The sequence below is a fragment of the Paenibacillus sp. BGI2013 genome (assembly GCF_002843485.1).
GTDB lineage: Bacteria > Bacillota > Bacilli > Paenibacillales > Paenibacillaceae > Paenibacillus > Paenibacillus amylolyticus.
In genome coordinates, this window is sequence record NZ_PJFA01000015.1 from 48306 (window position 1) to 72395 (window position 24090).

Genomic DNA, 24090 nt, shown 5'->3' on the forward strand with positions numbered 1-24090 from the left:
GAATAAGACGTCCTCAGTTCCTTAAAAAATGAAAATAATCTAGCCATTCGCCAACGTCCAGAACCCTCGCATACACCATCCTATTACAGATGTATAACCAAGTGATTCTGTGACGTTCCCTGTATGTTCTACTACTACATCGTGTGAGACAGTACCAGCGCACCATAGGCAAAAGCGATCACGATCAGAATGGCCGGATGCAGCTTGGTTTTGGTCATGACCCAGAGCGAGATGCCTGCAATGATCAACGTCTGCCAGATGCCGATGGAATCAGTGGACAGCTGCCCGAATTCCCATGTGAGCAGAATCATGAGTACAGCGATAACAGGCTGTACGAGTAGAGTCATACCTTTGACTTTTGGTGACGTGCGATGTTTGTTCAACAGACGAAGTAATATAATTAGTGCGGTTGCGGAAGGCACGATTGTGGCAAAACTTGCGATAAATGCCCCAAACCAGCCTGCTACGTGGTACCCGACAAATGCAGCAATTTTGGTTGCAATCGGGCCGGGAAGGGCGTTACCAATCGCCAGTACATCACCGAATTGCTCGGTGGTCATCCATTGGTAGTGGTTCACAATCTCTTCCTGCATAAGCGGGATGGAAGCTGGACCGCCCCCATATCCCAAGATGTTTGCTACGAAAAATCCCCAAAATAATTCCCACCAGGTCTGGAGCATCCTTAGGACACCCCCTTATCGGACTCGCCTTTGGACTTGAAGCGCTGAACCAAATCCAGATGGAAGACACCATATCCAAGGAAAACTGCGATCACAATCCCCGGATGGATATCCAGCAGCTGCAATAGTACAAAGGCAATTACGCCGAATAGGGCGGCAAAAACTTTACCAAGTCCCTTCCAGGCTTTCATGGCAAATTCATAAGCCATCATGCCCAGCATGACAAAAATGACTGGCCTTACGGCGGCTACCATGCCTGCTACCACTTTCGACTCGCGTAGCGCGTACATGGAACCGAGCAGAGCAATAATGGCAATACTTGTCGGCAAAATATGAGCGAGTACAGACACGATCGCGCCCAGCACACCTTTGGTTTTATAACCGAGATATGCGGCCATTTTGGTCGCGATGGGACCCGGCAAGGCGTTGGCGATAGCCAAAATCTCGCCGAACTCCTCATCACTGACCCATTTGTAACGCGTAACGGCTTCGTAACGGATTAACGGGATCACCGAAGGGCCGCCGCCATATCCGAGAATTCCGGTTCGTACCATTCCGATGACGAGACCGTTGTAATCTTTCCAACCCATGCTGATTTCCTCCTAGAGTCTCATGCCCATCCGGCTTTTATAACGTTTCAACAATAGCTGTGATTCCACTTTGACGATACCCGGCATCTTATAGAGCTTCTCCAGCAAGAACTGCTCCATCTCTTCCATATCTGCAAAAATACCATGCATGTGCAGGGTACTCGGGCCTGTCATATGATAAAGGCTGGTGACGGCTGGCTCTTCATCCAGTTTCTCAGCGACTTCATCCAGGAAGGGCGGTTCGACATCGACATTGAAAAAGGCTGAGACCTGAAGCCCAACTTTGCCAGGGTTGATCACAACGGTGAAGCGTTCGATGATTCCTTTTTCGGATAACGCATTAATGCGGGCCTGAACAGCCACACGTGACAACCCGATCTGTGTACCCAGGTCCGTATAGGATATTCGGCTGTTGTGGTGAAGCGCGGCGATGATTTTGCGATCCATCTCGTCCAGATTGTACATTTGTGGAATTTCTCCTCCTTTGGAGGAGCGTTTCTCTGACATGTTGACCATCCTTTTCTCTCGCTATATGAAATGAACAATGAAATTTTACTAAACATACAATGTGTATGTGGCATTCATAGTTTAATGACGAATCGTAACTGGAGTCAATCTATTTATCATGATTATTGAATTTAACCGATTTTGAGCCTTCATTTTGTCATTTCGACCAATCGGAAATAAAAAGACCACTCGCACAGTCCAATAGCGAGCAGCCGTTAAATAATAGATAAGCTGGAGTAAAGCACAAAGTGTGATACGAAGCATGTACGGTTATCCCTGTGCTGTCTTGGGCAGTAAAAGGGTAACGGTGGTCCCTTCGCCAGGCTCGGAAGAAACTCTCAACGTTCCTCCTGCACCACGGGCACGCTCTTCCATACTAAACAATCCAACGCCATTGCCAGCGGTTGCTTCGCTGAATCCAGCACCCTGGTCTTCAATAATAACCATCGTCATGTTCTCAGCGTCTTCTATAGTAACACGTGCTTCGGCAACATCGGCATACTTTGCGACATTGGTTAAGGCTTCCTGAATAATTCGGTAGATGGCTATCTCCCGGTTCATCTCCAGTCGTTTGCGCAAATTACATTCCAGATCAACTTCGATCCCGTAGTGACGGGTGTAATTCTCGATATACGTACGAATGGCCGGAACAACACCCAAGTCATCCAGAACGGATGGTCTCAGCTCCCATGCCATACCGCGTACATCTTCCATGATACCCGTGACTTGTTTACGAAGTGCTTCAACCCCGGGGTGAGGCTGGTCTGCCAGCAGGCGATCCATCTGAATCACCAGAGAGAAGAGACTCTGTCCAATCCCGTCATGCAGTTCACGCGAGATCCGGCGTCGTTCCTCTTCCTGAATGTTCATCACTTGGGACATCATCTTTTGCAATTCGGCTTCGACGGATTTCAGCTTGGTGACCTCGCTGCGTACAGCCAAGTATTGATAGGGCTCCCCGTCGTTATCAAGGAAAGGCACGATGGTGGTGTTGACCCAATAATGACTGCCATCTCTGGCACGATTGAGAATTTCCCCGTTCCAAACCTTACCTGAGGATATCGTGTCCCACAGGTTTTTCATAAAGCTTTTGCCATGGTATCCGGAATTAATGATTCGATGATCCTTACCGATCAGTTCCTCGCGCTCATACTGTGAGATTTCACAAAATTTATCATTCACATACTGGATTTTACCCTTGCGGTCTGTCAGGGCTACAATGGAGGATTCATCCAAGGCAAATTTCAGATCACTCAGTTGATGCAGGGAACCCTTCAACCTGCTGCGAAATTCATTATCCGTAATGTGATCATCGATTTCGTTCAGCAGGAGGCGTACGGGCTGGTCTGCGAGTCCACTTAATCTGTTCTTGCGTGCACTACTCAAAGTTCAGCAACCCCTTTTTCATGGCGAACTTCACCAGTTCCGGTCGTGTACGCAGGCCAAGTTTCTCCATCAGATTGCTTTTGTGGGATTCGACCGTTTTGACACTGATGATCAGATGTTCGGCGATTTCCTTGTTGGCGTAACCCTTGGCAATCCAGGACAAAATCTCTTTCTCCCGCTCGGATAACGTGTCATACGGTCCGGCGTTTTCCTGTTTGGCTTTGTCCAGGTATTCACTCATCAGCCGCTTGGTTGCACTGGGGTACAGATAGGCGCTACCCTCTGCTACGGAACGAATCGCAGCAAGCAATTCTTCATGCGGCGCACTTTTGAGTATATATCCGGATGCTCCCGCGTGGATGGCGCGGAACAGATATTCTTCATCGTCATGCATGGTTAGTATCAAAATGGAGACATCTGGCATCAATTTCTTCAATTCAGCCGTAGCGGTCAGACCGTCTTTGCCTGGCGGCATGCTGAAATCCATCAAGACCACATCTGGTTTCAACTCTTGAGCCTTGGCAATGGCTTCATCGCCATCTGCGGCATCTCCAACGATATGTATATCATTCTTTCCTTCAAGTAAGGCGATCAGCCCGGAACGCACGACAACATGGTCGTCTACAACTAATAGTTGAATCACATGATTTCCCCCTGTCCGCTTCCTTAGTTCTATCTATATCATAACAAAAAAAGAAGCCATTCAGAGCTTTAATCTCCGAATAGCTTCTCTCACGCTCTAGTTCAAACTTTTATCCAAACACCTTCGGCTGAAGATGTAGAGCGATTTGCTCCGTCTGCCGGATCATGTCCGGTGAGAAGGTGCAAGGCAATCTGCTGCCAACGAGCAGCACGGCGCCAGGCACACTTCCTTCCTGGAACACAGGTACCGCTATGGCACATACCAGCCGCTCAGCAAGCATTAACGGGCAACGACCGGGTGTATGCTCCCCGGTGGATTGTGCATCAGATCGGGCTGTGCGTCCAGTCCGAAGGGCTGTGCCCACCAGATCTTGTCCGGCGCGCATTTCCATGCGTTTCACCCGTTCATTACTAGCCCCAGAGGTATACTTCCAGCGTAGCATCGTCCCGTTCAGACAGGCAAGTCCACAGAAGTCGCTGGATGTGTTCAGGCGCAGGCCGTCGATCATCTCCTGAATGCCAGATGGCAGTTCATCATGCATGAGAGGACACTTCCTTTTTCAAAATTATAACGTACGTGACGTGTAATTATTATCATTAACCTTTGAACAGGATCATCTTAAAGTAAGGGTATTACAATGTTAATTCTATTGTAGACCCTTTCTCGTACGTTGTAATTCAGGGAAAACCCCTATTTCCGTTCTATAATCTACTGAACTTGGGCAGTGGAGGGCTCCTGAGTCAGGTGCACCAAGGGATTGAAGAAATGCGAAGGATGAGGCATATCGGTGAAATGTGACTTTTCTCACAGCAAATTCAGGGAGTTTCTCGTTAATGATCAGGTAATCCCCCGATAACCCTCGCGCTACTTTCGCGGTATGATGGATACATAAGGAATCACCGAGGGGGACGAAGGTTATGGGTACAGTATTTGTAGAAAGAACAACCCAAAGAGCAGAGCAGAAACAAACGGAGGCGGGCAAAATGACACGAGAAACAGGCGGAATCCTTTCGTTCGTTACATCTGAGCAATGGGGCCTGATTGAAGCAAAAATGCAGCCCAAACGGGTGAAGTCGGGGTATAGTCTCTTTCTCGAAGGCGATGAAGCCGGATATCTGTACTACATTCGTTCGGGACGAGTGAAAATGACCAAGTCGACGGAGGATGGCAAGGAAATTATTTTATCCATTCAGCAAAGCGGCGATCTCATCGGTGAATTCGGCGGCATCGGCGGATTGAATCATAGCTACAGTGCAGAGATGGCGGAAAAAGGGGAACTGGCCATTATCTCGCTTAGCGATCTGGAAAGTATACTCAGCAAACATGGCGACCTTGCCTTGAAATTCTTGCAATGGATGGCACTGTCGCAGCGGATCACCCAGTCGAGATTCCGTGATTTGCTGCTCTATGGCAAGGCGGGTGCGCTCGCTTCGACACTGATCCGTGCCAGCAATTCGTATGGCAGGGTTACACCGGATGGTATTGTGCTGGACATGAAGCTGAACCATACCGATCTTGCCGAGATGATTGGAGCGACCCGGGAGAGCGTAACGCGGATGCTGGGGGCATGGAAGGAACAAGGTACGCTGGATATGATGGACGGCAAACTGATGATTCGTGACCTGGCAGCCCTGCGCTGTATGTGCGGATGTCCGACATTCCCAAGCTGCCCGGTAGAGCTCTGCCGACTGTAAAATAACTTGTTCCGGTGTTCCGAGTTGAGGGAAGAACAACGGTTGCATCCCTGAGGAACAAATTTGATTTGGATTCCAAATGAGGCTTCAAGGCTTCACCTCCATTGGCGATTGGGGTCGTTACGGAGTAAAAGAAAAGCTGGCGTCCCATATATGGGAGTCAGCTTTTTGTGTTTCTTTGTAATTGTTCACCTGCATATTCCTTTGCAAGAATCGAATAGATCACAGAGTCATGAAAGGAACCTTTGTAGAACCAGTGCTCCCGCAGCAGACCTTCACGCTGCATGCCGATCTTCTTCATGACATTCTCCGAAGCAGTGTTATGCGGACGACATTTGGCGTAAATCCGGTGATTGCCCAGTTCGTTGAAACCGAAGCCTAGTAGAGCACTGGCTGCTTCGGCGGCATAACCTTTCCCTTGGTAAGCGGGGTTAAGGACATAACCGATCTCTGCATTGGTTTTCTCCATCACGTGAATACCGACTCCGCCAAGGAGAGTTCCATCACTTTTCAAACATATTGCAAGTTCAAAGCCCTCTCTTGGATGTGCCTGCTGTGTGTCCAATACAAACTGCACGTATGCTCGTGTATCTTCTTCGGTATTCGGCCCCCACGCTGTATGCTGTGTAACTTCCGGCATGGAAGTATAGGCATGAATCCTCTCCCAATCGGTCTCAAGAATATCCCTAATGATGAGTCGTTCGGTCTCCAGTTGCAACGTTGTTCACTCCTTCACTTTTGAATAACTTTACTGTACATTGTACAACAAAAATAGCCCATAACAGATTCAACGAATGAATCGGTCATGAGCCATAATGTAGATCTATGATGTATGTGGCATGCTATTGTGGTTGTTTACATTGAACTGCGGGATAAGTATAAGCCAGCTTACGGATAATTTCCTTTTGCCATCTCGTATCACCCAGGTTGGTTGCCAGGTTCAGAAGATCCAAATAATCGTCAAGCTGCAGATCAGCCTTTTGCAGAGTTGTATTCATTCGATGTTCGTTCCCCTTTATCTATAAAATCGTAAAATCATATGCAGTAGAAAGTTACAAAGAGACAAGTTCAAGAATGATAATCATTATCATGTTTATATATTCATTATGCAATGAACGTTGGTAAAATGCAATCCCAAGTCCGCATCGAATTTAACTTTTTTCTGAAAATAGGCTCATCCACAGCACATAGGGAATGTATACTCCGAGATATGCAGACGGATACAGGAACCAGCCATTCAACAGGAAATGATGAATCTCGGTGGTGAATGTGGTCATATGAGCATTCGTCGCATACACATCACCAGCAATGACGGTTGCCGCACTATAGAAACAGAGTAGCGCAAGAATATGAAACAATCGTCTAACCATCCGGGAACGAAGAGCAACATAAGCCATAATCAGCGGGACAATCAACAAGAGCAACAAAAATACCAACTTCATCATCGTTTTACTCCTTCGGTAAATGGAATTCTAATGATAATCAGTATGGGCCAATAGACTCAACTTCTAAACTTTTTCATAAACTTTACAAAAAGAAAGAGGAATTCAGCATATGAACAATTAAATTAAAGGAGGATAACCCATTATCAGGTAATTTGGAGGAGGAGAAAGGGAATATGAAGAAGGCGTTATGGCAGCACTGGATCGGGGCATTCCTGGTCTTTATCATGATGGCAACCGCACTGCTGGGGCCGGGTTCGCAAAGTCCGGTACAAGCTGCAGCACCACTTACGATATCTCAGGCCATCGCTGCCCAGAGCGGTGGAGGCACAGCAACGGTTGAAGGAATCATTGTTGGACATGCTACCGGGTCGCTTACCGCGAAGTTTACATCTCCCTATGCCAATGATTTTAATGTTCTGATTGCGGATTCAGCGTCAGAGCGAACCAACGCCAGATTATTGGATGTACAAGTTCCCTCATCTTTCCGTTCGCAATATGGATTGGCGTCCAACCCCAGTCTTGTAGGCAAAAAGATCATCGTAACCGGAACCTTAGGTGCCTACAACAGCTATGCAGGAGTCAAAAACCCAACGTCCATCACACTTTCCTCCGGAACAACCAATCCTGATCCAGAACCAAACCCTGGCACAACACTGCCGGACGGTACCGGCAAGAAAGTATTGTTTGATAATACCCACGCCCAGACAGCAGGTGCTGCCGACTGGATTATTGACGGGGCATTTTCGGATTTTGCCAATGGTTTGCGAAACGCAGGCTTTGCCGTGGATCAGCTGGAACGCAGCATCCCGTATACATTCGGTGAGCAAGCTATCACCTATAATAAATTGAAAGATTACGACGTCTTTGTCATCGGCGAAGCCAACGTGCCGTTCAAAGCGACTGAGCAGGCTGCGCTGGTGCAGTACGTGCAGAACGGAGGAAGTATCTTCTTCATCTCCGACCACTATAATGCAGACCGCAACAAAAACCGCTGGGATTCTTCCGAAGTATTTAACGGCTATCGCCGCGGTGCCTTCCTGAATCCGGCCAAAGGCATGTCCTCGGCTGAAGCCGAATCACCAGCGATGCAGAGCGTGACGAGTTCAGACTGGCTCGCGACGAACTTTGGTGTCCGTTTCCGCTACAATGCCCTTGGAGATGTGAACGCATCGGATATCGTTGCACCTGCACAATCCTTTGGCATTACGACTGGTGTTAATTCTGTAGCCATGCATGCGGGATCGACCATTGCGATTATAGATCCTAACAAGGCCAAAGGCTTGGTGTATGTACCAAGTGGTGTGTCCAAGTGGGGCAATGCCGTGGATCAGGGCGTATACAATGGTGGTGGACGAGCTGAAGGAGCCTATGCTGCCATTGCAAAGGTTGGTGCAGGCAAAGCCGCATTTATCGGTGACTCTTCACCTGTAGAAGACGCGACTCCGAAATATTTGCGTGAAGAGACAGGTGCTACCAAGAAGACCTATGATGGATTCAAAGAAGTGGATGATGCAACGTTCCTTGTGAATACTGTGAAATGGCTCGCGGTCAAAGAGAGCTACACGAGTCTGGCACAAGTGCCAGGACTGACATTGGATACGGCCACAAGCCTGCTTCCTATCGAAGCTCCGGCCGCATCAACCGAGCCACAACTTGAGCCATGGGCTGCACCTGCGGCAGGGTACAAATGGTATGATCCGACTACGTTTAAGGCAGGTTCATACGGAAAAGCACAATAAGTAAAGTAGACAAACACCAAATCATTATGCAAATAGAGTCTGACCGTGGAGTTTTGCGGAGAGGCTCTTTTTTTGCTTGTTATATCAGTTACAATGAAGCTCGTGATTAGCTCCTACAGCCCCGCCATTGCATAAATATGTGCTCCAGAGGGGAAGGTATGGGTACTAATGATGCGGCGTGAAGCCCAACCCAACCAAGGAGGCGGCGAATGATGACCCAGCAAGCAGACTGTGACAGTTCCTCGATGAGGCAGAAGCTTAAGGCAGACCTCCATCGTGTAGCAGAGCGTATGAATCTGACGTTATCCCGATTTGACAATGACAGTGCCTGTCTGCTGGGGCAATTTGCAGAGATTCGAGCGGAGATCAAGCAGATCGAGGTGCTCGCCTCTTCGTTTTATCTGGATTGTTATCTGTCACCCTTTACCGAGAAGTTTGCCGAATTAACATCGAGCGTACAGCATCTATCTGACCGGAGATATGGGGCGTTGATTGTGATTGAACGGGAGATTCCGTTGGAGTCGATCATTCACTCAGGCGTGACTGTGGATGCGAGAGTGACGCATGCGTTGTTGGAATCGCTATTCATTCCTGGTGCGCCATTACATGACGGGGCTGTGTTGATTCGTGGCAATCAGATTGTATCCGCTGGTAATGTGCTGCCGTTGTCGCAAGCGGAAGTGCATGAACGAAAAATAGGCACTCGTCATCGGGCAGCACTGGGACTCAGTGAATTGACGGATGCGGTTGTATTAGTTGTCTCCGAGGAGACAGGACAGGCTTCATTTGCTGTAGATGGCGATTTGCATCCAATCAATGTGGTTGAGACGCTCCCTTAAATGTGAACGATTAATTGGCCTACTCGGGGCGAATAGGTTGATGTAGTTGAGAGAATTGTACCTTTCTCCTGTAAGGGAGAGAGGTTTTTCCATGGATAGACGATAAAATTATAATCTGAAATTCGACAGCTTTGCTCCCGCCATATGAGAAACATCGATCGATGCTTCTCTGACATTGCGATGTGATTTTGCACAAACTGGGTATTCATGGGTACAATAGAGGATGGTCAATGAATAGAGAACAATGCGATTGGATCGCAAAAATGGTTGGAGGAGACGGTTAGCACATGAGTTGGTTTGAAGCAATGGAGCATCACGATTATGAGGAACTGGTTCTGTGCCAGGATCGAAATTCAGGGTTAAAAGCTATTATCGCCATACACGACACAACACTCGGCCCTGCGCTGGGAGGTACGCGGATGTGGACTTACGCTTCAGAAGAAGCAGCCATTGAAGATGCCCTGCGCCTTGCCCGTGGTATGACATATAAGAATGCGGTATCTGGCCTGAATCTGGGCGGTGGCAAAACCGTTATCATCGGAGATCCGCGGCGCGACAAAAACGAAGCGATGTTTCGGGCGTTTGGACGATATATTCAAGGGTTGAACGGACGTTATATCACTGCCGAAGATGTGGGAACAACGGAAGAGGACATGAACCTGATCTATCAGGAAACCGATTATGTGACAGGCATCTCGGCGAGTTATGGTTCATCCGGTAACCCATCGCCTGCAACGGCTTGGGGTGTATATCGGGGGATCAAGGCAGCAGCCAAAGAAGCATTTGGTACCGATCTGCTGGAGGGTAAAACGATAGCGGTCCAAGGTGTCGGCAATGTGGCGATGCATCTGTGCAAATATCTGTATGAGGAAGGTGCACATCTGATCGTTACGGATATCCATAAGGACTCGGTGAAACAGGCTGTGGACCGCTTCGGCGCAACAGCAGTTGATCCCGCAGACATCACGAGTGTGGAGTGTGATATCTATGCACCATGTGCACTGGGCGGCACGATTAATGACGATACGCTCAGAACGCTCAAGGCAAAGGTTGTAGCGGGCTGTGCCAATAATCAGCTGCTGGAGACCCGTCATGGGGATCAGCTGTATGATATGGGCATCGTATATGCGCCTGACTATGTTATCAATGCAGGTGGCGTAATTAACATTGCGGATGAGTTAAACGGTTATAACGCGGATCGGGCGTGGAGCAAGATCGGAGAGATCTATTCCACTCTGGAGAAAATATTCGAAAGCTCACGTACCGAGGGCATCGCAACCTATGTTGCCGCAAATCGTCTGGCTGAGCGACGGATTGAACAGATGAAGAATACGCGCAGTACATTCTTGCAGAATGGTCATCACTCATTGAGTTCCCGGAGATTGCGCAAGTAAACTTAATAGATTCATAAAAAAACTTAAAACGGTCTGTTAGATAACGACAACATCCATTTCCAAGATGGATAGTCGATCTGACAGGCCATTTTTTATGTTGCTATCAGAATTTCAAAAAAGAAAAACAGTGGCAATATCTCCCTAATTGATCAATTTTATTATGGATTTTTCCGATAATGTATGTACATCGTTCAGATGCAGATGGTTCAGGGAAGTGGGGAGAAGGAAATGGGGAAAAGAAAAGGTGTAGGACATAAGATCAAAAATATGTCGCTTAAAATCAAGCTGCCTTTCATGATCAGTGTATTGGTTGTTTTGGTTCTGCTTGGTGCAACGACCACAAGTTATATGATTTCATCTGATGTTGTGGTCAAGAAAAGCAAGGATGAAATGAATGTGATGGCTGACCGCCTTGGGGAAGGGCTTTGGACAGCTATGCAGCTTCAACAACAATTGAGTCATGCGATATCCGTACATAGTACTTTTAAAGAACTCTTAAAGTTGCGTGATACAACTGACATGACGGATGAAGAATTTTTATCGGATGAGAACCCGTATTTCAATAAGGCCAATACGATCTTGACCGACAGTATATCGGAAACGGAAGGAAGTAAGCCAGATCTGTTCGTTTTTGATAAGGAAGGAATCATGGTGGCAGGAACCATGCCAGAAGTCATTGGTCAGTCACGGGGAGATCGGGAATATTTTAAGGAATCTATACAGGGGAAATCCTTCATCAGTGACGCGGTCGTCTCTAAGACTGGCAAGAAGCTCATTATTGTATTCTCGGAGCCTATCACCGATGAAGAGGGGAATAACCTGGGTGTGCTTGCTATGTCGGTGGACAGCAGCTTCTTCCTGGGGCAACTCGGAGACATTAAAATCAATGGTCAAGGCAGAGTTGAAGTACTGAGTCGGAGCGGCATCATTATGTATGATTCACTGGACCCTTCCGTTGTGGGACAAACGCTGGAAGAAGATAAGGACGCGATGGGAATTATCGAGGCTAGAGCCACCGACAAAGTGAAAATCACTTCGATGGATCGAGAAGATACCTACTATCGTATTAATCAGATTCCGGGTGCAGATCTCTCTGTGCTCATTATTGACGATTATGACGATATCAAGCGTCCGATAGAGGATATGCAGCGCCAGATGGTTATCGTGATATTGATCGGGATTGCTCTGGCTATTGGTGTGGGATTGCTGATTTCTCGCAGTATTACAAGACCTATCATACGTCTGAGCGGTTTGTTCCAACAGCTTGCTCAAGGCAATCTGACCGTTAAGGCCAATGGCAAGTATAACAGCGAATTCAAGGATCTGGCGGAGAGCTTCAATGGTATGGTGGAGCAGAACAGGAACCTTATTACCGATATGAACAGTTCGATTCATGTCCTTCAGGCCAGCACTCAGGAGTTGGAGGAGACATCCAGACAGACGGCAAGATCCATTGATGAGACATCGGCAACGTCCATGGGGATTGCCAAAGCCATGGAGGCTCAATCGGAAGATACCGAGCAGATTGCAGGCAAATTCAACAGCTTTGGCGATAAAGTGGCTGCCATGAACAACAGTGCACAGGATGTGAAGGCAAGAGCAGATGAGATCGAAACGGTATTCCACAATGGGAATGAAGTCGTGAATGAACTGATGCGTATCAACGAGGTGAACGAACGGGAAGTGGAGAAAATCTCGGAGATTACCGTCAAACTTCAAACCAGTTCGGGCAGTATTAGTCAGATCACGGAAGCCATCAGCCAGATTGCGAAGCAGACCAATCTGCTTGCATTGAATGCTTCAATTGAAGCATCAAGGGCAGGTGAGCATGGCAGAGGATTTGCGGTTGTGGCCGAAGAGATCCGCAACTTGGCAGAGCAGAGCTCCCGCCAATCCAAGGAAATCTCCAGCATTATCGAGCAGAATCTGGCCGATGTCGCCGAGAACAACCAAAGTGTTGCCGAAATTCACACCATCTCGTCCAGACAGGATGAGCTTGTCTTGCAGACTCGCCAGGCATTTGATGTGATTTTGGAGAAGGTAACGGTCATTAATCAACAGATCGCTACGATGGCAGGACAGATGCAGGAGATGTTACAGAACAAGGATGACGTACTGGAGTCTGCCCATAGTTTGTCGGCTTCAGGAGAGCAGGTATCCGCTTCAGTTGAAGAGGTAACAGCAACCATGATGGAGCAATCTTCAACAGTACAGCAGTTGGCCAACATGGTTGATACGATCGATCAATTGACGCAAAAGCTGGCCGAATCGGCTGCGCGATTCAAGGTGGAGTAAGGGTCTCAGCTTCATTAAAACAAAATAACACGAACAAGGGATGTCCCCTGTCATATTCATGACTTATAGGACATCCCTTTTTTTTTATGCTCTCGATCAATGTGCTCTAGTCCATTTAGTGATCAATGAGATGCAACAGTTGAGGGAGAGGTGTGCGAGGCTTGGGCATAGGCTGATCTTCAGCGTTAAAATACCCCATGTGTAGTGTACCTACTATTTTTTCCTCTGATGTCACACCAATGGCTTCACAGAATAGCGGATTTTCGTTGAAAGGGCTTGTCTTCCATACGACGCCAATGTGTTGTTCCCAGGCCAGCAACTGTATGTTCTGGATCAGTGCCGAGGTTGCAGCAAAAGCCTCTTCCCACGCCTTGGAGGGCAGGTTGGCTGTCATAACCACAACCAGATGCACAGGTGTCTGTGCACAATAGGCCGCTCTGATTTGTTGTCCATACTTTGCTATAAATTCAGGATTGCGTGTACTCAATACAGCGCTTGCGAATGTTTCTCTGCCCTCATTCATAAACAGAATGAAGCGCCAAGGTTCCTTTTTGGAGTGAAAAGGAGCCCATATCGCGTCCTCCAGAATCTCATGAATCGTTTCCAAGGGAATGGGTAGGCCATTAAATTCCTGAATCGTACGTCGTTCGATCACGGTCTGCCTAAGACTTGTTTTGGGTTTCATCATGTCCCTCTATAACTCGAAGGAAGCAGCGATCTCATCAATAATTTTGCTAAGACCGATGGGACCGTATCCTGCAAACCACAGGTTGGCATCACCGATATATACATGATCGTTCTTAACTGCATTCAGATTTGCCCAGATGGATGTATTCATGATGTTATTAAGCACTACCTTGTTTTCTTCCCCTGGACGCAGAATGATAAACAGTCGATCCGGGTTCAGCTCAGGTAGAATTTCCTCGGAAATTGCCACATTCCATGATCCCTCGAAATCTACACTGTCTACTGAAGCAGGGGTTAATCCCAGAGCACCAAACAGAGTGAAGTTATCATCAGGTTTAATCAACTGGAGCTGTTTATCCTGCACACGCATGTAGGCCACCGTTTCGTCTTTGGCTTTTACGGCAAGCTCATCATGGGTTTGGGTCACTTTGGCATCATAGGCATCTTTGACCGCTTGCGCTTCTTTTTCTTTGCCAATAACGGTTGCCGTTTCCATGAATCGCTCCCAGTCTCCTTTTTCTTCATTATCAAAAAGGATCGTTGGAGCAATCTTGGAGAGTTGCTCATAGTTTGCTTCATTTAACGTTTTGGAGGCCAGAATGAGATCCGGCTCAGCCTGGAGCAATGCTTCAAAATTGGGAGACTCGCCGGAACCTACGGCAGTGGTATCTTTCATCTGATCTGCCAGATATTCAGGGAATCCGAGATCGTTATACGTTACCATGGCTGTTGGTTCAATGCCGAGAGCGAGTAACTGGTCAGCAAAGACGTAGAGCATACCCGCAATTTTTTGGGGTTCAGCAGGAATTTCGATATCCCCTTTAATCGTAGAAATGGTGCGTGTATTCTCACTTCCCTGTTCAGCGGTTGATGGCTCTGCCCCACTGGATTCGGGTGAAGGGGAATTCCCACTGTTCTGGGAAGTCCCACAGCCCGCAAGCATGCTGCATAGAACAAGAACGGTTATAAGGAATCGTCCTGATTTGAAAAAGGTAGAGAAGCGTTGGTTATTAGGTAAAGACACGTTGTACACACCCTTTAATTGATTTTGATTATCATTATCAAAATAATTATAGGTCCATTCCAAATCGTAATCCATGGATATTCCTGTTTAATGCATGGACGTTTGGCTCAGGAACAATTGACTAATCCGATTCAGAAACAGATCATGGGCCAAGGAAGTATAACAGGAGTAGGGGGAGGAATCGCCCAATTCATAGACTTGATTCATACGAACCGCCTCCCATTGCTGCCAAATTGAATTTTGCATAAGCGATGCTACAGTGTGCGCACGCTCGTCTGCTTGGCCACTTGTAAACAGAATGAAGTGTTCAATATCCGATTGAACCAGCTGTTCCAGTGACATTATACGGGAATGGGATACGTGGTGTAGGGCTTGGGGTACGGATAACTGCAAATCATCATAGAGTACCGTCCCCAGATTACGGTTGCCGTAGACCCGGAACTGTCCATCTTCGTATTGCGCCACAGCCACAGGTCGGTCATCGATGGCATGCTGTATACTGGAGATTTTTTGTTTGACCGATAGATCATAACGTTCCAGCCATTCTTCACCAGCTGTTATTTTGCCCACGGATTGTGCAATGGAGTACAACTGTTTACGCCAATCTCCTGCAAAAGATATGGTGCAAGTGGAGGCAATATGCCGAAATAATTCGGCTTTTTTGGGCTCTTCATAGTCGGTTCCTTCATACCCAATGATCAGTTCCGGGTGTGCGTTCATTAATAGTTCCAGATCAGGCTGATCTCTGCCCACTTGAATCACATTTTTGAATTCATATGATGTCCTATGGACCGGATTAATCAGTGCCGCATAAGGTTCAATACCAAGGGCAAGCAGATGTCCCGTATAGGGATGGGCAAGTGAAGCGATACGTGTTACGGAGCGATGCTTTTTAATATAAACCATGGGAGACAATCCGGTGGTTGCTTTGAATTTTCGGCTAAAATAGAATTCATCTTCATACCCGACCTGACGGGCTGTTTGTTTGATCGTGTTGTCCGAGGCCAGTAGCAGATCACCGGCTTCCCGGATGCGTAAGGCGTTCAAGTATTCAATGGGGCCTTGTCCAATCATTTTTTTGAACAATCTGGAATAACGGTTGACACTCAGTCCAGCCATTTCAGCCAGTTTTTCGCGTGTGAAGTTATCCTGATAATGTGTATTGATATATTTTTGGCTCTGCCTTACCGCTTCCATGGCGGTACCTTCCTGGGATTTTTGCTTCTTTTGCTTCAATAGGACAAGACAAAGTTCCTGAAAGAGGATCTGACGTGCCATTCCAGCCCATGGATCTTCCTTCTGCCCACCTTCATGGATTTGAATGGCGAGAACGGGAGCTGAGGGAACAACAGCGGCAATGAATTCAAGATGTGGATCAATAACTTGTTGCATGTTGCCATCTAGTTCTTCGTTGTAGACATTGTAGGTTAAGGTGACACATTCAAAATCATGCTGTACCTCGGTGGTTGCGATACAGGTGTGAGAAGGCGGGACGGAAAGGACTTGAGGAGCGCATAGGGAGATGACTTTGTCTTCGACTTTGACGGTTAAGATCCCTTTGATCACAATAAGCAGCGTATGATGTGGACGGGATGGAAGGGACACTTGTTCAGCATTGTTGTCGACACGCCGGGCATCAATGAGCCTATATAAAAGATTCATGAGTTTCATCTGATCTTCTCCTGACTGCTGTGAATGTACATACTATACTGTTGCTTATAAAAGTTCTCTATATCAAAATGTAATGCACTTCTGATTCAGCAGCTTGATGAATTGATCCAGCGCACTACTGACATACCGATCCTCACCGCGGACAAAGGTTGTCGTGGTATGGGTAAAACGATCTGCCAGATCAAATACGGAGAAATCATCCGGTTTCTTGTGAATAACGTTGCACGGCATAATGGTAAATGCGATTCCTGACTCCACACAGCTAAGCAGGTTTTCCATCGTACTCACTTCGATGATATTACGTGCGGACAACCCTTCTTCCTGCAGAAATTCTTCGGTCATTTCACGATACGGACAGCCCTCGGGGAAAACAACCCATGATACTTGGCACAGACTTTCAGGTGGTGTATCCATCTTCTTGGAGATGATATGAACCGTGTCCTGCATCTCATATTCCACCTTCAGACCTTCTTTCACACAAGCCCCGCTGATAAAAGCACCATCAATCTCATCGTCCTGTATTTTCTTGCGTAGTACTTTGGGTGAAGTGGCGTTGACGAGTGAGATGGACACCTTCGGGTAGGTTATCTGATATTCATTCAGGATCTCCATAAAACGGCTGGATGCCGCCGTTTCTACAATGCCGATTTTCAGCGTGCCAGAAGGCTCACCGGGATCGGTCATATCCTGCTTTAGATCATGCAAAAGGTTGTGAATCTGTGTGGCGTACTGGACGAACTGTTCTCCTTTGGAGGTCAGTACAACACCTTTGGGAAATCGGTTGAACAACTGGATTTGATATTCCTGCTCCAGTTTTTTGATACGTGTAGTGACATTGGATTGTGCGTAATTCAGTTCTTTGGCGGCCTGTGAGATTTTGCCTGAACGTGCCACCGCGAGAACAATATCGATATCGGAAAGTTCCATGCTGTCCCCTCCTGAACGTGGATTAACTTCAATTAATTCGGCAAATGGTGATGTTAGGTATCTCTCTGAGAGATACAACTATATATTTAAATCATTTTACGATATATCGGAGCCGCCGTACAATATCCTTAATGACAAAGAGAGTAGGGATATGACATGGATAACATGAATACACGTTCAACATTATTAAGCCCGGTAACGATTCATCAGTGGCAATTAAGGAACCGAATTGTGATGGCACCGTTGACCCGGGGATTTGCTGATGATCGGGAGGGGACCGTGACGGATGAGATGGTGGCGTATTATGAGCAGCGTGCGCGAGATGGTGTGGGGCTGATCATTACCGAGGGCATTAACCCCAATCTGGCAGGCAAAGGCACTTACGGCATCCCCGGTTTATATACAGAGGAACAGACGACTTCTTGGAAAAGGGTAACGGATGCTGTCCACAAACATGGCGGCACCATTATTGCTCAACTGTGGCATGTCGGCAGGTTGTCCCACTCCGATCTGATCGGAACCGCTCCACTGGCACCTTCCAGCCTTGCGGCAGAGGGAAGAGTTCATAAGCTGCATAAACCGTATCAGGTTCCTCAAGCGATGAGTGCACAGGATATAGCGGATACAATTCAGCATTTTCAGACGGCCGCCCGCAATGCAGTTCTGGCAGGGTTCGACGGGATCGAGCTGCATGCTGCGCATGGGTATCTGATCGACCAGTTTATCAATGAGAAGACCAACCAAAGAACAGATGAATATGGAGGAGACACAGCAGGCAGATTGCGGTTCTTGCGGGATATTATTGTGGCTGTGAAAAAAGAGATCAGTGTAGATCGCATATCGGTACGATTTTCCGAGAAAAAGGATGATGATGCATCCTATGCATGGGCAGATAAAGCTGGAATGATCGATGCATATCTTAATTTGTTCCGTGAGACGGGAATTACGATCTTGCATCCTTCAACAGATCAATATACAAAAGCGTGGGAAGAGGAGCAGTCTTTTCACGAGCGGATTCGTAGTCGGTGGGATGGAATCATCATAGGTGTGGGGAATTTGGATGTTCAGACCGCAGAGCACGCGATTGGTAAGGGAAGCATAGATCTGGCTGCGTTCGGCAGACCGTTTATCGCCAATCCAGATCTGGTACAGAGACTGCATGCGGGTCAGCAATTGGTCGAGTATAATGCGAATGCACATTTGCCTGTTTTGGTGTGAAAATAAAGTGGAAAAAAGGGCAGAACAGGCTGCCCTGAGGTTCAGATATTCTTTGAGTGATCCAGCGGTTTCATTTCGTTTCTTCTTGTTGAGCTTTTTTCGATATGCCAGAGAATAATCATAGACAACGCATAGAACAGACTGACAGCCAGAATAATGATCCATACACTTTCCATGTCCATGCTTTTGATGAAAATGCCCGTCAAATATGGGCTAAGTGTATAACCCAGGCAACCTACGAATAACAGCAAGCCATTAAACCGGCCCTGATGTGTATCGGGTACACGCGAAGCAATATACAGATTGATATTGGTCTGCACGAGAATCTCTCCAATGGTCCACAGCACCGTGGATAAGGCGACGATGGAAAAATGGGGGAAGGTTCCGAGCAGGTTCAAGGCTCCAAATCCGATTCCATAAAAGAGTGCGCCTGTGGCTATGGAGTTTAGGGCAGTTAATTTGCGTGTAGCGGACAGGATCACGGTGGTAAGAATAATGACGCTAATGGCATTGATGGTCATGACAGAGCCGTAATATGCTGCTCCGTTCTCGCCAAATGAGTGATTCATCTGGAGTGGGAGGCTAAATGAGTATTGCATATAGATAAAATAGTTAAGAAATGACACAACGATGAAGAAGGCAACAAGTGGATTTTTCAGCAGTAGTCTGAATAACGGCGAAGGTGGTTGGCTCGATCGTTGTTGTTCTTGTTGTCCAGCATGTTCGCTGTTTGTTGATGCCAATTCCTTGCGTGTGCCGATCTTAACTTGGTTGATGATGATAAAGGTAGATATCAGAAACACGGTACCGATACTTATAAAGACAATGTTGACGTGGTCCTTGATAAAAAAACCGGCGATCAGTGGTCCGATGGCTATACCCAGATTGGCCCCCAGATACATGAGGGAAAAGGCGGACTTTCGCTCTTTCTCCTCCGTACACAGTTGAATAATCAGTGCATTATAAGCAGGCCGGGTAATACTGATGAAAAACATGACTGCAATCAGTAGATAACCAACGGTAATGGTGCCTGACCAAAAAGAGCAGCTTATAATCAGGATGGCAGACAACAGTTGCCCGATGACAATAATTGTTTTTTTGCCCATAAGATCGCTTAAATAGCCGCCGAGCAGTACACCGGGTCCGCTAATCAGGGCTGCCATGGACACAAAGATCCCTGCACTGACCACATTCATACCCATCTGCAACGTAAGCACCAAGGTAATCAGGGAGAATACAAAATCTCCCGTGCTGTTAATCGTTCTGGCTAAACAGAGATAATAGATATCGCGGCTCAGACCCGCGTACGTTTTGAATAAAGACAATAATTCCAGCCCTCCCCAAGATAACCGTCACTCCAGACCAAAAACAGTGAGGATCATCCGTACATCTTATACGGTTTCAGCAACCGTTACTTCAATCTTGAAACGATCGTACATATCCAGCAGGGTTTGACGCAATTCCTCGAACGAATCACCCTCCACGATAGCATAGCCTGATCGGGTCATGGTATCGTTGACGTTCCCGGCGCGCTGCCCCACTTGATAGGATACATTAAACTCAATGATGCCAGGGATATCCGCATAATCCTCTATCCCGGATATGTGTTGAATTACCCCTGCGCGTGAAGGGAAGCAGATCATGCCTGTGAATTTATGGCTCGTCTCCTGTTGATTGAATTCATATATTCCAACTTCCAGATCAGTGACGGCTTCGAAGAAATCAACGCCATGGGTGTTCTTGATACAAGGAGGCATAACATGTGATCCCCCGATTCTTGCACCAATTTCTCCAAACACCACTTCTCCTTCCGGAGTCAGAAAAAGTTCGGCATGTGTTACGGATTGATTGATACCCAAGGCAGCAATGACCTGTTCATTGAGTTCTTTGATGTGATGGATAAAATCAGCTTCCGTGCCTTCAGGGAACGTAATACTGGCTGGAGGTTTCTGCTTCGTCGCAATATCCAGGCAGTTATACAGGTATTGGGAAACAGATGCAAATACAACTTTGCCCTTGGACACAATGGAATCACAATGAAACTCCGTACCGTGGATGAATTCCTCCAGCAAATCCCTTTGCTGTGCTTGTCTTGTATGGTGTAGATAATGTACCAGTTCATCCATGCTGGATAATTTGAACGTATTGATACTTCCATATCCGCTGAGTGGCTTCACAATAATCGGAAACCCGTGTACAGCAGTGAAACGAATATAGTCCTGTTCATGTAGAGCAATTGCAATTTCGGATGTCCGAATTCCGCGTTGATGCAGCATTTGTTTCATGATCCATTTGTTGCGAACAGCCTCAGCCTGATTGCGCTGCATACCGGGGATCCCGAACTCGGAACGGAGCTGACCACCGATCTCAATCGCATTCTCACCCGGCGTTAACAGAGCAGAGATGGAATGGGATTCTCGGATCTGCATCATATGCTCCCGGATGGCATCTACGGACTCCAGATGATCGACATATCTAATTTCGTCAAAGAAGTCCCTGAGGACCTCATCATGATGCAAATTATGCCGTTCAATAATCAGAATTTTCTTGTGATCCGTCAATTTTTGCAAAGGTTTAACGAAGTTTAATCCAGTTGGAAGCCTAAAATCAGATATGTATACAATGGTTTTCATACGTTCTCGTATATCCCCTTTCAACAAAATACTAAAAATAGTAAAAATTCATTTCATAACATTATAGCTCAATATTTTCCATTTTGAATACACCTTTTGGTTAAAAATATGAACCAAAATACATATTTATGTTGCGTTAAAGTGTTAATTGACAATAGGAAATTTTTGGTATACGATCTTTAGCGGATTAGAAATAAAAAGGAGGAAATAGAAATAAATGGAGATTGTTAAAGAGAAATATGCCATACTGGGAACGCTGGGAGACGATGAAGGATTCCTGACTTGTAGCATGCATATCGCGAAAAAGCTAGGCAACTCGGAACGTATCAAGCCATACCCTGAATTTGAAGCGGCTGCGGAAGACTTGAGATCAGGGATCATATCCTGCTTGCTTGTCCCCGGGGCGTATCCCAAGCTCAACAGCTTCATCATGGATTCTGAACTAGCTGTGTCTGAGAGCTTTGTGGAGAAAATTCCTGCGCTGGTTCTATCCGGCTTCCATGCGGTATGTCCCGATCAGATCGATATTATCTATCATCATCCAGCAACCACATACTTGTTATCTGAACTTGATACAACCTATAGAGAGAACAGCACCGTATCGTCCAACCCTGAAGCTTGCAGGAAGGTCATGCACAACACGGAGAAGTCCATTGCGCTCACGAATCAGCTATGCGCTGATCATTACGGGCTTGTGACCTACAAAGTATTGCGCGAGGGAATCAATATGCCATGGGTATGTTTTACACAAAATACACAGAGGGTGAATACAGTCATATGAAAAGAATTGCTATTATACTGGATAAAAATCTGGAACCTGGCGCCGCCGCTAATGTGGCTGCCCTGTTAATGGGACAAGCAGCCCTGAATGAGCCGGGGTTATATGCTGATCAACCTGTGCTGGATCATAGCGGCGTTCAGCATGCGGGCATCCGATATAGCACTGTCATTCTGAAGGCCGGGGAGAATCAACTGATCAATCTGGCCAAACTCTGCTCAGATGACAGCGGGGGACTGAGCCATGTTGTTTTTTCACAGACAGGTCAGTCGCTCAACAATGCCTTTGAACAATATGCAGTTGAGATTGCTTCGATGGAATTGGAAGCTACCAAAGTGGTAGGTGTCATTGTATGGGGCGAGGATGATCAAGTTAGGGCAGCGACCAAAAAATTCAGTGTCATGAAATAAGGGAAAAGGGCAGAAGCGGATCTTTAGAGATCACTCTGCCCTTCTTTATATATGAAAGAATTGTTATAGAGGTTGTTCAAAAGTCCGATTTTGATTAGGAAGGATGCCTGAAGGCATCGCACTTATAGATGTTTGCTGACAACGGCAGCTTTCTTTTCCGTAAAGTAATACACCAAAGCGAGCAGCGGCATAATCAGGCCAATCAGCGTTGTGAGACTCCAACCTCCGTTAGCATAAGACCAGCTTCCAAGAGATGAACCAATCGCACCGCCGACAAAAAAGATCGACATGAATATGCCATTCACACGTCCTCTCGCTTCACTTCCTAAGGAGTAGATAATGCGTTGACCCAGCACCAGATTTCCCGAGACAGCCATATCCAGTGTGATCGCGACGATCACAAGCAGTATCAGTGCTAACGTGGAGTGACTCTGGAACGCATAAGCAAGACCAAACGAAGCAGCAGCGATCACCATGGCAGCACCTGTCAGAATACGTGTTAGTCCGCGATCAGCCAGTCTCCCGGCAATGGGAGCGGCAATAGCACCACCGACACCAGCCAGTGCGAACCAGGCAATCCCTTGCTGTGACATATCAAAATCGTTAGCGAGCCTGAGCGGAACCGTAGTCCAGAACAAGCTGAAAGCACCAAACAGACTGGCCTGATAGAACGCCCGGCGGCGCAGCAGCGGCATCGTTCTGAACAGTGTGCCCAAGGACACGATTAATTGCCCGTATTTCAAGGTCGGTTCAGGCTGGCGAGCAGGAAGAGCACGTGATAGGAGCAGCATTAGAAGTGTTATGACAATGGCGGAGAATACAAAGACCGTCTGCCATCCGAAGAGGCTGGTGATAAAGCTTGCGACAGGACGAGCCAGCATGATGCCCAGCAACAGACCACTCATTACATTGCCAACAACCCGTCCGCGCTGTTCCTCGGAAGTAAGATATGTCGCATAGGGCACCAGAATTTGAGCGACAACAGAACCTATACCAATGAACAGAGAGGCAGTCAGAAATACAACAGCAGTGGGCGAGAAAGCCGCAGCAATCAGGGCAACAACCAGTACGATGAGGAAAAGAACGACCAAGCGTCGATTCTCGGTAATGTCACTGAGCGGCACGATAAACAGCAAACCAATGACATAACCAATCTGAGTCAACGTTACGATCAATCCGGCAGCGGCAGAAGACAGACCCGTTGTCATGCTGATCGGACCGATAACGGTCTGTGCATAATACAGATTTGCCACGATCAATCCACAAGCGGATGCCAGCAAAAAAATAATCCAGGTGGGCACAGGTGCCTTCTTCACTTGTTGTCTCATATCCATCATAATCATCCTCCACAGTTCTAAATTGATATTCCCAATAAACAGGTGATATTTAAAAACGTTAATTACTAAACGGTGTGTTCACTAATTACAAATATATAATAAACTAAACGTATAGTATTGTAAATGGGCTCTACATATTTTAATGAGAAAGTTAATGAGGATGAAAAGGTGAGCGTAGGATGGAATTGTGTGT

At 46.9% G+C, this 24090-nt stretch carries 24 protein-coding genes; 8 read left to right on the forward strand and 16 right to left on the reverse strand.

Annotation, left to right across the window (positions count from 1 at the left end):
• Positions 1–134: 134 nt before the first annotated feature.
• The 6 genes from chrA to CXK86_RS26805 form a co-directional block, all read right to left on the reverse strand.
• Complete coding sequence (gene chrA, locus CXK86_RS26780; RefSeq protein WP_017691072.1) at positions 135–680, reverse strand: chromate efflux transporter ChrA; 546 nt, start codon at positions 678–680, stop codon at positions 135–137.
• 2 nt (positions 681–682) lie between these two features.
• Positions 683–1270 (reverse strand): chromate efflux transporter ChrB, encoded by a 588-nt coding sequence (gene chrB / locus CXK86_RS26785; protein ID WP_017691071.1) that lies wholly within the window; start codon positions 1268–1270, stop codon positions 683–685.
• A gap of 12 nt (positions 1271–1282) precedes the next feature.
• Entirely contained in the window at positions 1283–1777 is a 495-nt protein-coding gene (gene chrS, locus CXK86_RS26790) for a chromate efflux transcriptional regulator ChrS (protein ID WP_036616550.1), read from the reverse strand.
• Positions 1778–2047: 270 nt separating this feature from the next.
• The gene (locus CXK86_RS26795; protein WP_101314851.1) at positions 2048–3163 is read right to left on the reverse strand and encodes a PAS domain-containing sensor histidine kinase; all 1116 of its coding nucleotides are present in this window, start codon (positions 3161–3163) and stop codon (positions 2048–2050) included.
• Positions 3156–3806 (reverse strand): response regulator, encoded by a 651-nt coding sequence (locus CXK86_RS26800; RefSeq protein ID WP_017691068.1) that lies wholly within the window; start codon positions 3804–3806, stop codon positions 3156–3158. The genes CXK86_RS26795 and CXK86_RS26800 overlap by 8 nt, the downstream gene beginning before the upstream one ends.
• Positions 3807–3915: 109 nt before the next feature.
• Entirely contained in the window at positions 3916–4347 is a 432-nt protein-coding gene (locus tag CXK86_RS26805) for a GAF domain-containing protein (protein ID WP_051447438.1), read from the reverse strand.
• A gap of 376 nt (positions 4348–4723) precedes the next feature.
• Between CXK86_RS26805 and CXK86_RS26810 the strand changes: the two genes are divergently transcribed.
• Positions 4724–5500 (forward strand): Crp/Fnr family transcriptional regulator, encoded by a 777-nt coding sequence (locus tag CXK86_RS26810; protein ID WP_235193905.1) that lies wholly within the window; start codon positions 4724–4726, stop codon positions 5498–5500.
• Positions 5501–5660: 160 nt separating this feature from the next.
• Here the strand turns inward: CXK86_RS26810 and CXK86_RS26815 are convergent, their stop codons facing one another.
• The 3 genes from CXK86_RS26815 to CXK86_RS26820 form a co-directional block, all read right to left on the reverse strand.
• The gene (locus CXK86_RS26815; RefSeq protein WP_076253927.1) at positions 5661–6218 is read right to left on the reverse strand and encodes a GNAT family N-acetyltransferase; all 558 of its coding nucleotides are present in this window, start codon (positions 6216–6218) and stop codon (positions 5661–5663) included.
• A 124-nt stretch (positions 6219–6342) separates the two neighbouring features.
• On the reverse strand, positions 6343–6498 hold the full coding sequence (locus CXK86_RS32310; protein ID WP_017691064.1) for a hypothetical protein: 156 nt from the start codon (positions 6496–6498) through the stop codon (positions 6343–6345).
• Positions 6499–6651: 153 nt separating this feature from the next.
• On the reverse strand, positions 6652–6945 hold the full coding sequence (locus CXK86_RS26820) for a hypothetical protein (protein WP_076253926.1): 294 nt from the start codon (positions 6943–6945) through the stop codon (positions 6652–6654).
• Positions 6946–7118: 173 nt separating this feature from the next.
• Here CXK86_RS26820 and CXK86_RS26825 point away from each other — a divergent pair, with 173 nt between their 5' ends.
• The 4 genes from CXK86_RS26825 to CXK86_RS26840 all read left to right on the forward strand — a co-directional run bounded on the left by CXK86_RS26825 (position 7119) and on the right by CXK86_RS26840 (position 13212).
• Positions 7119–8684, forward strand: a complete 1566-nt coding sequence (locus CXK86_RS26825) for a DUF6359 domain-containing protein (RefSeq protein WP_076253925.1) — start codon at positions 7119–7121, stop codon at positions 8682–8684.
• 209 nt (positions 8685–8893) lie between these two features.
• Positions 8894–9523, forward strand: coding sequence for a sporulation-specific diadenylate cyclase CdaS (gene cdaS, locus CXK86_RS26830; RefSeq protein WP_047840418.1), 630 nt, complete (start codon positions 8894–8896; stop codon positions 9521–9523).
• 287 nt (positions 9524–9810) lie between these two features.
• Entirely contained in the window at positions 9811–10917 is a 1107-nt protein-coding gene (locus CXK86_RS26835) for a Glu/Leu/Phe/Val family dehydrogenase (protein WP_076253924.1), read from the forward strand.
• Positions 10918–11097: 180 nt separating this feature from the next.
• Entirely contained in the window at positions 11098–13212 is a 2115-nt protein-coding gene (locus CXK86_RS26840) for a methyl-accepting chemotaxis protein (RefSeq protein ID WP_256720185.1), read from the forward strand.
• A gap of 115 nt (positions 13213–13327) precedes the next feature.
• Here CXK86_RS26840 and CXK86_RS26845 read toward each other — a convergent pair whose 3' ends face one another.
• The 4 genes from CXK86_RS26845 to CXK86_RS26860 form a co-directional block, all read right to left on the reverse strand.
• Positions 13328–13897, reverse strand: coding sequence for a nitroreductase family protein (locus CXK86_RS26845; RefSeq protein WP_101314852.1), 570 nt, complete (start codon positions 13895–13897; stop codon positions 13328–13330).
• Between the two features lie 9 nt (positions 13898–13906).
• Positions 13907–14998 carry an ABC transporter substrate-binding protein gene (locus CXK86_RS26850; RefSeq protein WP_083685056.1) on the reverse strand — a complete coding sequence of 364 codons (1092 nt, stop codon included), beginning with the start codon at positions 14996–14998 and terminating at the stop codon, positions 13907–13909.
• 12 nt (positions 14999–15010) lie between these two features.
• The gene (locus CXK86_RS26855) at positions 15011–16594 is read right to left on the reverse strand and encodes an AraC family transcriptional regulator (protein WP_076253922.1); all 1584 of its coding nucleotides are present in this window, start codon (positions 16592–16594) and stop codon (positions 15011–15013) included.
• A gap of 63 nt (positions 16595–16657) precedes the next feature.
• Positions 16658–17521, reverse strand: coding sequence for a LysR family transcriptional regulator (locus tag CXK86_RS26860; protein ID WP_076253921.1), 864 nt, complete (start codon positions 17519–17521; stop codon positions 16658–16660).
• A 165-nt stretch (positions 17522–17686) separates the two neighbouring features.
• Here CXK86_RS26860 and CXK86_RS26865 point away from each other — a divergent pair, with 165 nt between their 5' ends.
• Entirely contained in the window at positions 17687–18739 is a 1053-nt protein-coding gene (locus CXK86_RS26865) for an oxidoreductase (protein WP_257468224.1), read from the forward strand.
• 41 nt (positions 18740–18780) lie between these two features.
• On the opposite strand, the gene CXK86_RS26870 is transcribed toward CXK86_RS26865, so the two are convergent.
• Positions 18781–20064, reverse strand: a complete 1284-nt coding sequence (locus CXK86_RS26870) for an MFS transporter (RefSeq protein ID WP_076253919.1) — start codon at positions 20062–20064, stop codon at positions 18781–18783.
• Positions 20065–20130: 66 nt separating this feature from the next.
• Entirely contained in the window at positions 20131–21372 is a 1242-nt protein-coding gene (locus tag CXK86_RS26875) for an ATP-grasp domain-containing protein (protein WP_076253918.1), read from the reverse strand.
• A gap of 217 nt (positions 21373–21589) precedes the next feature.
• On the opposite strand from CXK86_RS26875, the gene CXK86_RS26880 reads away from it, so the two are divergent.
• The gene (locus CXK86_RS26880) at positions 21590–22153 is read left to right on the forward strand and encodes a type 2 periplasmic-binding domain-containing protein (RefSeq protein WP_036673091.1); all 564 of its coding nucleotides are present in this window, start codon (positions 21590–21592) and stop codon (positions 22151–22153) included.
• Positions 22150–22560: a DUF2000 family protein gene (locus tag CXK86_RS26885; RefSeq protein ID WP_076253917.1), complete on the forward strand. Its 411-nt coding sequence runs from the start codon at positions 22150–22152 to the stop codon at positions 22558–22560. The genes CXK86_RS26880 and CXK86_RS26885 overlap by 4 nt, the downstream gene beginning before the upstream one ends.
• Before the next feature lie 122 nt (positions 22561–22682).
• Here CXK86_RS26885 and CXK86_RS26890 read toward each other — a convergent pair whose 3' ends face one another.
• Positions 22683–23897 (reverse strand): MFS transporter, encoded by a 1215-nt coding sequence (locus tag CXK86_RS26890; RefSeq protein WP_036616595.1) that lies wholly within the window; start codon positions 23895–23897, stop codon positions 22683–22685.
• Between the last annotated feature and the right edge of the window lie 193 nt (positions 23898–24090).

Excerpts from the sequence above, each read along its gene's own strand:
- chrA (WP_017691072.1), bottom strand. The coding sequence starts at position 680 with ATGCTCCAGACCTGGTGGGAATTATTTTGGGGATTTTTCGTAGCAAAC.
- chrB (WP_017691071.1), bottom strand. The coding sequence starts at position 1,270 with ATGGGTTGGAAAGATTACAACGGTCTCGTCATCGGAATGGTACGAACC.
- chrS (WP_036616550.1), bottom strand. The coding sequence starts at position 1,777 with ATGTCAGAGAAACGCTCCTCCAAAGGAGGAGAAATTCCACAAATGTAC.
- CXK86_RS26805 (WP_051447438.1), bottom strand. The coding sequence starts at position 4,347 with ATGCATGATGAACTGCCATCTGGCATTCAGGAGATGATCGACGGCCTG.
- CXK86_RS26810 (WP_235193905.1), top strand. The coding sequence starts at position 4,724 with ATGGGTACAGTATTTGTAGAAAGAACAACCCAAAGAGCAGAGCAGAAA.
- CXK86_RS32310 (WP_017691064.1), bottom strand. The coding sequence starts at position 6,498 with ATGAATACAACTCTGCAAAAGGCTGATCTGCAGCTTGACGATTATTTG.
- CXK86_RS26820 (WP_076253926.1), bottom strand. The coding sequence starts at position 6,945 with ATGATGAAGTTGGTATTTTTGTTGCTCTTGTTGATTGTCCCGCTGATT.
- CXK86_RS26825 (WP_076253925.1), top strand. The coding sequence starts at position 7,119 with ATGAAGAAGGCGTTATGGCAGCACTGGATCGGGGCATTCCTGGTCTTT.
- cdaS (WP_047840418.1), top strand. The coding sequence starts at position 8,894 with ATGATGACCCAGCAAGCAGACTGTGACAGTTCCTCGATGAGGCAGAAG.
- CXK86_RS26835 (WP_076253924.1), top strand. The coding sequence starts at position 9,811 with ATGAGTTGGTTTGAAGCAATGGAGCATCACGATTATGAGGAACTGGTT.
- CXK86_RS26840 (WP_256720185.1), top strand. The coding sequence starts at position 11,098 with ATGTACATCGTTCAGATGCAGATGGTTCAGGGAAGTGGGGAGAAGGAA.
- CXK86_RS26845 (WP_101314852.1), bottom strand. The coding sequence starts at position 13,897 with ATGAAACCCAAAACAAGTCTTAGGCAGACCGTGATCGAACGACGTACG.
- CXK86_RS26850 (WP_083685056.1), bottom strand. The coding sequence starts at position 14,998 with ATGGATTACGATTTGGAATGGACCTATAATTATTTTGATAATGATAAT.
- CXK86_RS26855 (WP_076253922.1), bottom strand. The coding sequence starts at position 16,594 with ATGAAACTCATGAATCTTTTATATAGGCTCATTGATGCCCGGCGTGTC.
- CXK86_RS26860 (WP_076253921.1), bottom strand. The coding sequence starts at position 17,521 with ATGGAACTTTCCGATATCGATATTGTTCTCGCGGTGGCACGTTCAGGC.
- CXK86_RS26865 (WP_257468224.1), top strand. The coding sequence starts at position 17,687 with ATGAATACACGTTCAACATTATTAAGCCCGGTAACGATTCATCAGTGG.
- CXK86_RS26875 (WP_076253918.1), bottom strand. The coding sequence starts at position 21,372 with ATGAAAACCATTGTATACATATCTGATTTTAGGCTTCCAACTGGATTA.
- CXK86_RS26880 (WP_036673091.1), top strand. The coding sequence starts at position 21,590 with ATGGAGATTGTTAAAGAGAAATATGCCATACTGGGAACGCTGGGAGAC.
- CXK86_RS26885 (WP_076253917.1), top strand. The coding sequence starts at position 22,150 with ATGAAAAGAATTGCTATTATACTGGATAAAAATCTGGAACCTGGCGCC.
- CXK86_RS26890 (WP_036616595.1), bottom strand. The coding sequence starts at position 23,897 with ATGATGGATATGAGACAACAAGTGAAGAAGGCACCTGTGCCCACCTGG.